General features: G+C 71.8%; 12 protein-coding genes. 4 read left to right on the top strand and 8 right to left on the bottom strand.

Annotated features, from left to right (window positions below):
* Window positions 1–38 precede the first annotated feature (38 nt).
* Together GA0070560_RS06685 and GA0070560_RS06680 are read right to left on the bottom strand one after the other, a co-directional pair.
* On the bottom strand, window positions 39–1,205 hold the full coding sequence (locus GA0070560_RS06685; RefSeq protein WP_091293011.1) for an ABC transporter ATP-binding protein: 1,167 nt from the start codon (window positions 1,203–1,205) through the stop codon (window positions 39–41).
* 5 nt (window positions 1,206–1,210) lie between these two features.
* Complete coding sequence (locus tag GA0070560_RS06680) at window positions 1,211–2,395, bottom strand: polyamine ABC transporter substrate-binding protein (protein ID WP_091292603.1); 1,185 nt, start codon at window positions 2,393–2,395, stop codon at window positions 1,211–1,213.
* A 208-nt stretch (window positions 2,396–2,603) separates the two neighbouring features.
* On the opposite strand from GA0070560_RS06680, the gene GA0070560_RS06675 reads away from it, so the two are divergent.
* The 3 genes from GA0070560_RS06675 (at window position 2,604) to GA0070560_RS06665 (ending at window position 6,079) form a co-directional block, all read left to right on the top strand.
* Complete coding sequence (locus GA0070560_RS06675) at window positions 2,604–3,116, top strand: Lrp/AsnC family transcriptional regulator (protein WP_091292601.1); 513 nt, start codon at window positions 2,604–2,606, stop codon at window positions 3,114–3,116.
* 153 nt (window positions 3,117–3,269) lie between these two features.
* On the top strand, window positions 3,270–4,616 hold the full coding sequence (locus GA0070560_RS06670) for an aspartate aminotransferase family protein (RefSeq protein ID WP_091292598.1): 1,347 nt from the start codon (window positions 3,270–3,272) through the stop codon (window positions 4,614–4,616).
* A gap of 86 nt (window positions 4,617–4,702) precedes the next feature.
* Window positions 4,703–6,079 carry an NAD(P)/FAD-dependent oxidoreductase gene (locus GA0070560_RS06665; RefSeq protein ID WP_091292596.1) on the top strand — a complete coding sequence of 459 codons (1,377 nt, stop codon included), beginning with the start codon at window positions 4,703–4,705 and terminating at the stop codon, window positions 6,077–6,079.
* A gap of 175 nt (window positions 6,080–6,254) precedes the next feature.
* Here the strand turns inward: GA0070560_RS06665 and GA0070560_RS06660 are convergent, their stop codons facing one another.
* On the bottom strand, window positions 6,255–6,623 hold the full coding sequence (locus GA0070560_RS06660) for a DUF3499 domain-containing protein (protein WP_091292594.1): 369 nt from the start codon (window positions 6,621–6,623) through the stop codon (window positions 6,255–6,257).
* A 154-nt stretch (window positions 6,624–6,777) separates the two neighbouring features.
* Between GA0070560_RS06660 and GA0070560_RS06655 the strand changes: the two genes are divergently transcribed.
* A complete protein-coding gene (locus tag GA0070560_RS06655; RefSeq protein WP_091292591.1) occupies window positions 6,778–7,227 on the top strand; it encodes a metallopeptidase family protein in 450 nt (149 codons plus the stop codon).
* A 107-nt stretch (window positions 7,228–7,334) separates the two neighbouring features.
* Here the strand turns inward: GA0070560_RS06655 and GA0070560_RS06650 are convergent, their stop codons facing one another.
* From GA0070560_RS06650 to GA0070560_RS06630, 5 genes are all read right to left on the bottom strand, one after another.
* On the bottom strand, window positions 7,335–7,592 hold the full coding sequence (locus tag GA0070560_RS06650) for a WhiB family transcriptional regulator (protein WP_007455784.1): 258 nt from the start codon (window positions 7,590–7,592) through the stop codon (window positions 7,335–7,337).
* Window positions 7,593–8,066: 474 nt separating this feature from the next.
* Window positions 8,067–8,417, bottom strand: a complete 351-nt coding sequence (locus GA0070560_RS06645; protein WP_091292589.1) for a phospholipase — start codon at window positions 8,415–8,417, stop codon at window positions 8,067–8,069.
* Between the two features lie 16 nt (window positions 8,418–8,433).
* Window positions 8,434–9,831: a DUF4331 domain-containing protein gene (locus tag GA0070560_RS06640; RefSeq protein ID WP_091292586.1), complete on the bottom strand. Its 1,398-nt coding sequence runs from the start codon at window positions 9,829–9,831 to the stop codon at window positions 8,434–8,436.
* 101 nt (window positions 9,832–9,932) lie between these two features.
* Window positions 9,933–10,214, bottom strand: a complete 282-nt coding sequence (locus GA0070560_RS06635) for a hypothetical protein (RefSeq protein WP_091292584.1) — start codon at window positions 10,212–10,214, stop codon at window positions 9,933–9,935.
* A gap of 126 nt (window positions 10,215–10,340) precedes the next feature.
* Window positions 10,341–12,872: a bifunctional FO biosynthesis protein CofGH gene (locus tag GA0070560_RS06630; RefSeq protein ID WP_091292582.1), complete on the bottom strand. Its 2,532-nt coding sequence runs from the start codon at window positions 12,870–12,872 to the stop codon at window positions 10,341–10,343.
* Window positions 12,873–12,879 lie beyond the last annotated feature (7 nt).

The following is a 12,879-nucleotide window of genomic DNA, read 5'->3' as shown; positions in this document are numbered from 1 at the left end:
CGCCGCCGGGAAGCGCGTGACGCCGACGGCCGGCCGGCTCACGACGGCGCTCCGACCGGCTCGTCGAGCAGCGGGGTGGTCCGGTCGTCCTGGCCGGGCTCGCGGGGCAGCAGGAAGGCGTGCCGGGGATCCCAGTGCGCCACCACCGGGGTGCCGACCGGGTGCTGCCCGCCGGTGCCGCTGTTCGCCGTGAACGCGGAGATCTCGCTCCCCCAGCCGGTCCGGACCAGGTACTGGGTGCTGACCCCGACGTAGGAGGCGTCGGTGACCACCCCCTCGACGTGCTGGTGTCCGCTGGGAACCTGGGCGGCGGAGCCGACCAGGTGCAGCTTCTCGGGGCGTACCCCCAGGTAGACCGCGCCCCGGTCGGACCGGGCGCGGTCGGCGGGGACGGAGAAGCGGGCGCCGTGGGCGGTGACCGGCACGTCCGACCCGGCGGGGCCGGCGGCCTCGGCGGCGAGCAGGTTGGACTGGCCGAGGAAGTTCGCCACGAACGCGGTGGCCGGGAACTCGTAGAGCTCGGCAGGGGCGCCGAGCTGCTCGATCCGCCCGGCGTTCATCACCGCGACCGTGTCGGCCATCGTCATGGCCTCCTCCTGGTCGTGCGTGACGTGCACGAAGGTGATTCCGACCTCGGTCTGGATCCGCTTCAGCTCGATCTGCATCTGCCGGCGCAGCTTCAGGTCGAGCGCGCCGAGCGGCTCGTCCAGCAGCAGCACCTGCGGGTGGTTGACCAGGGCGCGGACCAGGGCGACCCGCTGCTGCTGACCGCCGGAGAGCTGGGCGGGATAGTGGCGGGCGTAGTCGCGCAGCTGCACCAGTTCGAGCATGCCCATGACGTCGTCGTCGGTCGATCGCTTCCCGCGCCGGCGCAGCCCGAAGGCGACGTTCTGGTGGACGTCGAGGTGCGGGAAGAGCGCGTAGCTCTGGAACACGGTGTTCACCGGCCGCTTGTACGGCCGCAGCCGGGTCACGTCCCGGGCGCCGAGCAGCACCTGACCGCTGGTCGGTTCCTCCAGCCCGGCGATCATCCGCAGGGTGGTGGTCTTGCCGCAGCCGGACGAGCCGAGCAGGGCGAAGAACGAGCCCTGCGGGATGGTCAGGCTGAGGTCGTCGACGGCGGTGAAGATGCCGAACCGCTTGGTGAGGTTGGCCAGCCGCAGGTCGCCGGCCGGTGCATCGCGTTCCCGGAGCTTCGCGCCCATCCCGATCACGCCCCGATGACCTGCTGGAACTTGGACTCGTACTCCTTCTCCTGCTTCTCGTCGAGGGCCATGAAGACCTTCGACTTCCGCAGCAGCGCCTCGTCCGGGAAGATCAGCGGGTTGGCCGCCAGCTCGGGATCGATCTTCTCCATCTCGGCCTGCGCGCCCTTGACCGGGCAGATGTAGTTGACGTACGCGGCGAGCTGCGCCGCGACGGCGGGCTCGTAGTAGTGGTTGATCAGCGCTTCGGCGTTGCCCTTGTGGGTGGCCTTGTTCGGCACCATCATGTTGTCGCTGAAGAGCATCACGCCCGACTCGGGCGCGACGAACTGGACCTTCTCGTCCTCGCCGGAGAGCTGGATGACGTCACCGGACCAGGCGATGCAGGCGGCGATGTCGCCCTTGGCCAGGTCGGGGGCGTAGTCGTTGCCGGTGAACCGGCGGATCTGGCCGGAGTCGACGGCCTTCTTGAGCTTGTTGAGCGCGTCGTCGAACTGGGCGGCGGTGAAGTTCGCCGGGTCGTGTCCGCCTGCCTGGAGCAGCAGGCCCATGGTGTCGCGCATCTCGCTCAGCGCGGTCACCTTGCCCTTGAGGTCGGGGCGGGTGAGCAGCTCGTCGACGGTGCGGACCTCCTTCGTGACGTTGCCGTTCCAGGCGAGGCCGGCGAGACCGGACTGCCAGGGGATGGAGATCCGGTTCTCCGGGTCGAAGGAACGGTTGAGCAGCGACGGCAGCAGGTTCGCCGCCACGTTGGGGATCTTCGCCGGGTCGAGCTTCTGGATCCAGCCGAGCCGGATCATCCGGGCGGCCATCCAGTCGGTGAGGACGATGATGTCCCGGTCGGTGCTCTGACAGCTCGCGAGCTGGTTCTGCACCTTGCCGAAGAACTCGTTGTTGTCGTTGATGTCCTCGGTGTAGGTGACCTGGATGCCGGTCCTGGCGACGAACGCGTCGAGGGTGGGCCGCTTCGACTCGTCCTTTTCGTCCACGTCCATGTACTGGGGCCAGTTGGCGAAGGCCAGCTTCTTCTCCGTGGCGGAGAGGTCGTCGCTCTTGCAGCCCTCCTCGGTCTGGGTCGCAGCCTTGGTGCCGCAGCCGGCGAGCACACCGCCCGCGGCGAGCAGGGCGGCCGAGGAGAGGGTGCCGGTGAGCAGTCCACGTCGGGTGAGGGGCATGGGGGGAGTGCGCATGTGACGACTCCTAGGGGGTCGTCCGTCGGCGACGGGGACGGGGTTGACGCGCCGGCGGGAGGGGGGTCTTTGCCAGGGACGACTGATCCTGACATGAGGTTCCCTCCCTTACAAGGGATTCCGTTGCGGGAATAGCAATGGACGACGAATTACGCCACACTCCCCGGTGGCACTAGGCTCAGCGCGTACCGGACATGGGGAGTGGTCGATGACGAACCGGCAGCAGGAGAACGGCAACGGCGGGCGGCGCGTCGCCGTGCGCGAAGGCGCCAGCCACGCCCTGTTGGACGACGTGGCGAAGCAGATCATCGAGCAGCTCCAGGAGGACGGCCGCCGGCCGTACGCGACGATCGGCAAGGCGGTCGGGCTCTCGGAGGCGGCGGTACGCCAGCGGGTGCAGCGACTGCTCGACGCCGGGGTTATGCAGATCGTCGCGGTCACCGACCCGCTCCAGCTCGGGTTCCCCCGGCAGGCCATGATCGGCCTGCGTACCGACGGTGACCTGGAGGCCGTCGCCGACCGGCTCGCCGAGTTCGACGAGGTCGACTACGTGGTGATCACCGCCGGTTCGTTCGACCTGCTGGCCGAGGTGGTCTGCCGCAACGACGCCCACCTGCTGGAGATCCTGCAACGGCTGCGCGCCGTCGACGGCGTGCTGGCGACCGAGGCGTTCGTCTACCTCAAGCTGCGCAAGCAGACCTACACCTGGGGTACGGCCTGATACGGATTCCGTCGCACCTGCCACACATCCACGCTGAATCCGTTGCCAGTCGACGGCGACAGGGTTGCATTTCGCGGTGAGACTGTGGGATAACCGTGGGCAGAGCGGCCGGCGCCACCCCCTTGACCCGGCCCTGGACCCGATGGGGCTGACATGGCCAACGCCACCGACCACCTCTGGATGCACTTCACCCGGATGGCCAGCTACTCCGCCGGAGAGGTGCCGACCATCGTGCGCGGCGAGGGCGCGTACGTCTGGGACGCGCAGGGCCGCCGCTACCTCGACGGGCTCGCCGGGCTCTTCGTCGTCAACGCCGGGCACGGGCGCGCCGAACTGGCCGAGGCCGCCGCCAAGCAGGCCGCCGAGCTGGCCTACTTCCCGCTCTGGTCGTACGCCCACCCGAAGGCAGTCGAGCTGGCCGAGAAGATCGCCTCGCTGACCCCGGCCGACCTCAACCGGGTCTTCTTCACCACCGGCGGCTCGGAGGCCGTCGAGGCGGCGTGGAAGCTGGCCCGGGCGTACTTCAAGCGCACCGGCAAGCCGAACAAGCACAAGGTGGTCAGCCGGTACATCGCGTACCACGGCACCTCGATGGGGGCGCTGTCGATCACCGGCCTGCCGGGCATCAAGAGCGACTTCGAGCCGCTGGTGCCCGGCGGCATCAAGGTCCCCAACACCAACTTCTACCGGGCCCCCGAGCACGGCGACTCCCCCGAGGCGTTCGGCCGCTGGGCCGCCGACGAGATCGCCCGGGCCATCGAGCGGGAGGGGCCGGACACCGTCGCCGCGGTCTTCCTGGAGCCGGTGCAGAACTCCGGCGGCTGCTTCCCGCCGCCGCCCGGGTACTTCGCGCGGGTCCGCGAGATCTGCGACGCGTACGACGTGCTGCTCGTCTCCGACGAGGTGATCTGCTCGTGGGGCCGGCTCGGCGAGTACTTCGGCGCCGTCCGGTACGGCTACCGGCCCGACATCATCACCACCGCCAAGGGCATCACCTCCGGGTACGCCCCGCTCGGCGCGATGATCGCCAGCGACCGGCTGATGGAGCCGTTCCTCACCGAGACCGGGATGTTCGCCCACGGGGTCACCTTCGGCGGCCACCCCGTCTCCTGCGCGGTGGCCCTGGCCAACCTGGAGGTCTTCGCCCGGGAGGACCTGATCGGGCACGTCCGCGCCAACGAGGACGCCTTCCGGTCCACCCTGGAGAAGCTCACCGACCTGCCGATCGTCGGCGACGTCCGGGGCGACGGCTACTTCTACGGCATCGAACTGGTCAAGGACAAGGCCACCCGGGCCACCTTCGACGAGGCCGAGTCCGAGCGGCTGCTGCGCGGATTCCTGTCGTCGGCGCTCTTCTCCGCCGGGCTCTACTGCCGCGCCGACGACCGGGGCGACCCGGTCGTGCAGCTCGCCCCGCCGCTGATCGCCGAGCAGCAGCAGTTCGACGAGATCGAGCAGATCCTGCGCGCGGTGCTGACCGAGGCGTGGACCCGCCTGTAGCCCTTCCTCGCACGGCGACCGGGCCGGACGGACGCCTACCCCGTGGCGCCCGTCCGGCCCGGCTCCTTCCCACCCCCGGAGCCCGCATGCGCTACCAGGAGCTGTCGTACTGGCTGTCGACGGTGGACGAGCCGTTGATCCCGCGCCCGCCGCTGAACGGCGACACGGACGCCGACGTGGTGGTCGTCGGCGCCGGCTACACCGGGCTCTGGACGGCGTACTACCTGGCCGTCGCCGACCCCACCGTGCGGATCACCGTGCTGGAGGCCGAGATCGCCGGGTACGGCGCGTCCGGGCGCAACGGCGGCTGGTGCTCGGCGCTCTTCCCCACCTCGCTGCCCGCCCTGGCCCGCCGGCACGGCCGAAACCGGGCCCTGGCGATGCAGCGGGCCATGCGGGAGACCGTCGACGAGGTCGGCCGGGTGATCGCCGTCGAGGGCGTCGACTGCGACTGGCGGCAGGGCGGGACGGTGGTGCTGGCCCGCTCGGAGGTCCAGCTCGGCCGGGCCCGCGCCGAGGTGGCGGCGGCCCACGCCCAGGGCCTCGACCCGGACGACCTGGTGCTGCTCGACGCCGCCGAGGCGTCCGCCCGCTGCGCCGCCGAGGGGGTACGTGGCGGGACGTACACCCCGCACTGCGCCGCCGTGCACCCGGCGAAGCTGGTCCGGGGGCTGGCCCGGGCGGTCGAGGCGCGCGGGGTGCGGATCGCCGAACGGACCCCGGTGACCGAGATCCGGGCCGGCGCGGCGGTCACCGGGCACGGGACGGTCCGGGCGCCCGTCGTCGTCCGCGCCACCGAGGGCTGGACGCCGGGGTTGCCCGGGCACCGGCGCACGATCGCCCCGGTGTACTCGCTGATGGTCGCCACCGCGCCGCTGCCGGATTCGACGTGGGACGAGATCGGGCTGACCGGCCGGGAGACCTTCTCCGACCACCGGCACGTCATCGTCTACGGCCAGCGCACCGCCGACGGCCGGCTCGCCTTCGGCGGCCGGGGCGCCCCGTACCACTTCGGCTCCCGCGTCTCCCCCGCGTACGACCGGGAGCCGCGGGTCTTCGCCGCGCTGCGCCGGACGCTGGGCGAGCTCTTCCCGGTGCTCGGTCCGGACGTGCCGGTCACCCACAGCTGGGGCGGGCCGCTCGGGGTGGCCCGGGACTGGCACGCCTCGGTGGGGCTGGACCGGGCGAGCGGGCTGGGCTGGGCCGGCGGCTACGTCGGCGACGGGGTCGGCGCCAGCAACCTCGCCGGCCGTACCCTCGCGGACCTGATCCTGGGCCGGGAAAGCGACCTGACCCGGCTGCCCTGGGTCGGCCACCGCTCTCCCCGCTGGGAGCCGGAGCCCCTGCGCTGGCTCGCGGTCAACGCCGGCCTACGCGTGATGTCCGACGCCGACCGCGCCGAACTCCGCACCGGCCGCCCCTCCCGCCGCGCCGCCGCCTTCTCCCGCCTCCTCGGCCACTGACCCACCCACCACCCTGCTCCCCCGCGTCACCCACCCCGCCCACGCCACCCAGGGTTGATCAAGAAGTTCTGGTCGGAATCCGGGCCGAAATCACCCGCAAACCTCTTGATCAGCTCAGTGGTGCAGCGGCACGGAGGCGCGCAGCGGCAGGGGGCGGGGGCGGGGGCGGGGTGGGTCAGTGGGTGGGGGGGATGACGCGGAGGTGGCCGCGGCGGCCGGTCTGCGGGCCCTGGTGGGTGGTCTGGTCGCCCTCGGGGGGGCGCGGGGCGACCGGGCGGGCGGCCTCGCGGACCGCCTCGGCCAGCGCGACCAGGTCGTCGGTGGTGGGCGGCGGCGGCTCGAACTCGCCCTCGTGCCGGACCACGTCCCAGCCACGCGGGGCGGTCAGGCTCCGGGCGTGCGGCTCGCAGAGGTCGTACGTGTGCGGCTCGGCGAAGGCCGCGAGCGGACCCACCACGGCCGTCGACTCGTTGTAGACATAGGTCAGCGTGGCGACCGCTTGCCGGGGGCAGCCGTTACGGGAGCAGCGCCGTGGTGACCTCACGGCGGCAGGGTATCCCCAATACCGGGTCCGGCGCACTGGTTCGCGTTCCGACACGCCCGTCACGGTGATCACAATTCGCACCATCGGCCACCCGGCGCGCCAGGTACGCGGCGCTGCCGCAGGCCAGGCCATCGCGGCAGCTACCCTTTGCCTCATGACGAGCCCGGAACACCGCCGCCCCGGCCCCGGCCGGCGCACCCACCGCGACCGCCACGGCCGCGGCCTGCGCGGGCGGCTGGTGCCGGCGACCGTGCCGCTGGCCCGGACGAAGGCCGAGGTCTTCGACGACCTCGTGCTCGACACCGTCGAGACGCTGGAGCGCCGCTTCGCCAAGGAGCTGGCCGGCGTCGAGTTCGCCGTCGAGGACGTCCCACCGGACCTGAACGTCTACGACTCCGACGTGCTGGAGGACGGCGAGGTGCCGCTGGCCCGGCTGCTGCCGGGGCGACCCGGTCGGCAGGAGGTGCCGCCCCGGATCGTGCTCTACCGGCGTCCGTTGGAGTTCCGGGCGATGGACCGGGAGGACCTCGCCGACCTCGTGCACGATGTGATCATCGAGCAGGTGGCGAACCTGCTCGGGGTCGACCCGGACGAGCTGGCCTGACCGACCCCTGGCCGGGCCGCCCCCGCGACCCTGGCCGGTGCACCGGCGGAGCGACGCTCCGCCGGACGTGAGCCGGGCGGCCCCCACCGCCCCGGCTCGACCTCGACTCAGGCGGCCCGCCGCTTGAGCTTGCGCCGCTCCCGCTCGGAGAGCCCGCCCCAGATCCCGAACCGCTCGTCGTGACCGAGAGCGTATTCGAGGCATTCCGTCTTGACCTCGCACCGCGAACAGATCCGCTTCGCCTCGCGGGTCGAGCCGCCCTTCTCGGGAAAGAACGCTTCCGGATCGGTCTGCGAGCAGAGCGCCCGCTCCTGCCATTCCGGCGCGTTTCCGAGCAGGTCGGCCACCTCGAGCTGGCCGTCCATCAGATGCCTCCTTGTCGCGCACCGGCGTTCACCGCCGCTGCAACCCCCCACGCGAAAGGCGTGCTTGTCCGTCCGGTCCCAATTTGTTGCGTTCCGCGCGAACAACCCCATTCAAATTACACGCGTGTAATGCGTGCGCCGTCAAGCCGAACTTGATAATGGAGTCGCCCTCCCGACACCTTCGCGGGCAACCACTTCGGCCGCCCAGCCTCGCAACCTGCCCTATCGATTCAGACCCCGGACGAGTAACGCCCTCTCCGGCGAGTTGCCCGAGATTTCTGCCGTGGCGTCGCCATCGCGGACGCCGCCGGGGTACGCCGGCGGAGGCTCCGGTGGACCAGCCAACCAAGATCAGGTTCTCAGTGGGGCACAGGTTAACGCGGTTCGGCGCGAGCCGCCCGTCGAGGCGGAAATGCCGACAGCGCCCCGTCCACAATGTGGACGGGGCGCGACGGTTCCAGCACGGCACGGCGATCAGCCCACCCCCGGCGGAGCACTGCTCGGCCAGGCGAATTCGGCGATCGCGCCCCCGGTGACGGAGATCGCCCCGGCGGGCGTTTCCTCGTCCCACCAGACGGTATAGAGCCCTCCGGGCAGGTCCGGGTAGACGGCACTGTGGAACACCCCGTCCCGGACGATCCGCTCGCGCACCGCCGCATGAATCCGCTTCGCTGCGGGCTGGTCGGCCCGGCTGATCTCGATCTCCCGACCGTGCAGATCACGTCCGGTGTAGATGATCAGCGCGCCGGTGTCCGCACCGAGGTCGAGCATGACGGTCCCGCTCTCCGTCGGCCCGTACCGGTGGTCGTGGTGGTGCTCGTGCATGCCGGTCTCCGTCCGGTCAGGACGCCGACGCCGGCGGGTTGTTGAACCCGTCGTACGGCGTGCCGAGGAAGGGGAAGTTGCGCAGGAACGGCGCGGTGACGTCGGCCGCGCTCAGCCCCGGGGTGACCGCGCCGGCCGCCGCGTCCGGCGTGAAGTTCCTGTCCACCAGCGGGACGGTGACCCCGGCCACCGCCCGCAGCGCGATGCTCACCACGTCGTCGCCGACCCGCCGACCGTTGGGGTAGCCGGCCAGGTCACCGCCGAGCACGCCGAACCGGTCCGGCTTCGCCGACGGCCTGATCGCCGTGTTGAGCCGCAGCATGTCGGCCTGGACGTCGCCGGTGTTGTTGGTGAACCCGTCGATCAGCCCGGACGGGATGCCGGTGAGCATGATCGCCACCAGGTCGGCCCGCGCCTTCCTGGACCTGTTCAGCCTGTCCAGGTTGGGGAAGACGTCCGGGTAGAGGGCCGGCAGCAGGGCGGCTAGTTCCGGCTGCTCGACGAAGCGGGCGAAGCGCTTGTCCTCCGACGGCGGCAGCGTGTTCCACAGATCCTTCTTGGACATCGGCACGATGACCTCGTTGAACAACGGGTTGCCGAGTCGCGACACCTGCGTCCAGGGCCCGGCGGCGGAGTCCGCCGCGACCCTGTCGCCGAGGATCCTCACCTGCCGGCGGGAGGCCGTCGTCCACACCCCGATGACCGAGGCGCGGTCCGCGGCGCCGTACCGGTTGGCCCTGCGGCGCACCTTGCTCAGCGGCACCTGCACCGCGATGCTGTGGACGTTCATCCGGTCCAGCGCGTTGACCGGCTCACCCTCGGCCTTGAAGATGTTCTTCCCGGCCACGTGAAGCTGCTGGAACGGCCGGAGCGTACCCAGGTCGAAGATCGCCCCCAGGTCGACGAAGAAGCCGTCCGCGCGCTGCCCGGCGAAGACCTTCTCACCAGTCGAGAGGCGGTACGTCGCCTGCCGGACCAGGTCGTTGTACTTCGGGATGGAGAGCCGGCCGACGTTGCACGGCGGGCAGGGCAGCTTGTGCGCCAGCACGTGCTCCCGGCCGTCGGTCACCCTGGTCAGCTTGTAGAACTGGCGGCGATTCCAGTTCCTGCTGTCCAGCGACTCAATCGGCCCGGTGTTGTAGAGAAAACTGTTCGGATTCGTGATCTCGGTGGTGAATTCGAAACGGTAGGTCACATCGGGATGGCCGTCGCCGTCGTTGTCGATATGGATCTCGTACCGCACGTCGTCGCCGAACTCGAAGAAGTTCGGTCCGCCGGAGGGGAGCTGCAACGGCACGTAGTTCGCGATCAACGTCACCGAGTCGGGCCGGTCAGGCGTGACGAAGGCGTACAGGTCGGAGCTGTCGGCGACCGGGTCCTTGCTTATCTCCGGTGCTTCGCGGTGGGAGGACATGGCGGGCCAACCTTTGCGGGATCAGGAGGACGTCGGGGCATGACGAGCCGGGCGCCGGGAGCCTGCGCCGGGTCGTGCGGAAGAGCGGAACGAGAACGGGGTCAGCGCCGCCCGGCGGCGCTGCGCAGCCGGTCCGCCAGGCCGCGGTCGCGTACCTCGATCCGGGACGTGCCGACGAAGATGTCCATCGTCCCGGAGGCGGCGTCGCGCAGGTGGACGACGATCCGGTCGTCCTTCGAACGCGCGGCCGACGGGGCGTTCTGCGCCGCCGACACACCGGTCACGGTCAGCGCCGCCGCGCCGAGCGTGGCGCTCGCGGCGGCGGTCAGTGTCTGCCTGCGGGTCAGTCGCGGCCAGGGACGCTTCCGCACTTCACTCGTCATGGGGAACCTTTCCTCCGGCGGCGCGTCAGCGCGCGCGGTGTGGAGCGCGAGGCTGCCGGCAGCGGCCCTCGCCCAAACCGCCGCCGGCGACCAGTGGTACGGCTCCCGCCGGAGAAAGGTTCGACGCTATCCGGATCGGTGACCGTACGCGGTCGTCCGCTTGCGCGCCGGTCGTCCGGCCGCCGTCGCGATGGCCCGCAGCTGCTCCTCGGTACGCGCCGATCCGTTCCCGGAACCGGCCATCCGGGAGATGGTCTCCTCCATCAACGTGCCGCCCAGGTCGTTGCAGCCGCCCCGGAGCATCGCCACCGTGCCGTCGTCGCCGAGCTTCACCCAGGAGCACTGGATGTTGTCGATCCGGCCGTGCAGCAGCAGTCGCGCCATCGCGTGCACCACCCGGTTCTCCCGCCAGGTGGGACCCGGCCGGGCGATGCCCGCCAGGTAGATCGGCGCGTTGGTGTGCACGAACGGCAGCGCCACGAACTCGGTGAAGCCGCCGGTGCGGTCCTGCACGCCGGCCAGCACCCGGAAGTGCGCGAGCCACTGGCCGGGGTGGTCGACGTGGCCGTACATCATCGTGGAGCTGGACCGGATGCCCAGCCCGTGGGCCGTCGAGACCACCTCGACCCAGGCGGCGGCCGGCAGCTTGCCCTTGGTGAGCACCCAGCGCACGTCGTCGTCGAGGATCTCGGCGGCGGTGCCCGGGATGGTGTCCAGGCCGGCCTCGCGGAGCCGGGTCAGCCACTCCCGCACCGGCACCCCGGCCTTCGCGGCGGCGGTGACGATCTCCATCGGGGAGAAGGCGTGCACGTGCATCCCCGGCACCCGGGCCTTGATCGCCCGGACCAGGTCGGCGTAGCCGGTCACCGGCATCTTCGGGTCGATGCCGCCCTGCAGGCAGACCTCGCTCGCCCCGGCCGCCCACGCCTCCTCGGCCCGGTCGGCGACCTGCTCCACCGAGAGCCGGTACGCGTCGGCGTCCCGCTCCCGCTGGGCGAAGGCGCAGAACCGGCAGCCCACGTAGCAGACGTTGCTGAAGTTGATGTTGCGGTTGACCACGTACGTCACGTCGTCGCCGACCGTGTCCCGCCGGACGTCGTCGGCGAGCCGGCACAACTCGTCCAACGCCGGGCCGTCCGCGCCGAACAGCGCCAGCGCGGCGTCGGCGTGCCGGGGCTCCAGCAGCGCCGCCGGGTCGTCCGCCGCCAACCGCAGGCCCGCCGCCAGGTCACCGCCGGCCACCGGTACGCCCCCGCCCGGCCCGCGGGCTGCCGCCTCCGGGGCGACCTTGCCGGCCACCTCCGACCAGTCGCCGTACACGCTGTCGAAGTCGCCCCGCCGGTCGCCGGTGCGGCCGGTGGTGTCGATGGTGGCGTGCAGGTCGGTCCGACCGCCGTACGTCTCGTCCGGCTCCTGCCAGGGGCGCCCGACCGGACGGGCGGACTCCACGGCGAGGCCGGTCTCCGGGTCGGCCAGCGCGCCGACGTGCGGCAGCAGCCTCGGGTCGAGCCACGGGTCGCCGGCCCGGACGTACTCCGGGTAGATCGTCAGCCGCTCGCGCAGCGTGAAGCCGGACTTCTCGGTGTGCCGGGCCAGCTCGTCGAGCTGCGGCCACGGGCGTTCCGGGTTGACGTGGTCCGGGGTCAGCGGGGAGACCCCGCCCCAGTCGTCGATGCCGGCGCGCAGGAGCAGGTCGTACTCGCCCTCGATCAGGTTGGGCGGGGCCTGGATGCGGGCCCTCGGGCCGAGCAGCACCCGGGCGACCGCCACCGTGGCCGCCAGGTCGTGCAGCTCCGCGTCGGGCATGCCGCGCATCGCGGTGTCCGGCTTGGCCCGGAAGTTCTGCACGATCACCTCCTGGAGGTGGCCGTACTCCCGCATGCCGCGGCGGATCGCGAAGACCGCGTCGACCCGCTCGGCCGGGGTCTCGCCGATGCCGATCAGGATGCCGGTGGTGAACGGCACCCCGACCCGGCCGGCGTCGTCGAGGACCCGCAGCCGGACGGCGGGCTCCTTGTCCGGCGAGCCGAAGTGCGGGCCGCCCGGCTCCGACCAGAGCCGGGTCGCGGTGGTCTCCAGCATCATCCCCATGCTCGGCGCCACCGGCTTGAGCCGTTGCAGCTCCGACCAGGAGAGCACACCCGGGTTGAGGTGCGGCAGCAGCCCCGTCTGCTCCAGCACCGCCACCGCGCAGGCACGCAGATAGTCCAGCGTGGAGTCGTAGCCGCGCTCGTCCAGCCAACGTCGGGCCGCCGGCCAGCGCTCCTCCGGCCGGTCGCCGAGGGTGAACAGCGCCTCCTTGCAGCCCAGCGCCGCCCCCTCGCGGGCGATCGTCAGCACCTCGTCCTGCTCCAGGAACGCCGCCGGCAGCCGGTGCGGCACGGTGGCGAAGGTGCAGTAGTGGCAGCGGTCCCGGCACAGCCGGGTGAGCGGGATGAAGACCTTCTTCGAGTACGTCACCACGCCCGGCCGCCCGGCCGCCCGCAGCCCGGCGTCGCGCACCTCCCCGGCGATCCGGAGCAGTTCGTCCAGCTCGGGGCCCCGGGCCGCCAGCAGCGCGGTCGCCTCCTCGACGTCCAACGCGCGCCCGGAGGCCGCCCGACGCAGCGCGCGCCGCACGCTCGCCGTGGTCGGGCCGGGATCGGTGCGGTCAACCATCCGCTCA

It is taken from the genome of Micromonospora halophytica, from assembly GCF_900090245.1.
Lineage (GTDB): Bacteria > Actinomycetota > Actinomycetes > Mycobacteriales > Micromonosporaceae > Micromonospora > Micromonospora halophytica.
This window is presented reverse-complemented; position numbering and strand designations above follow the sequence as displayed.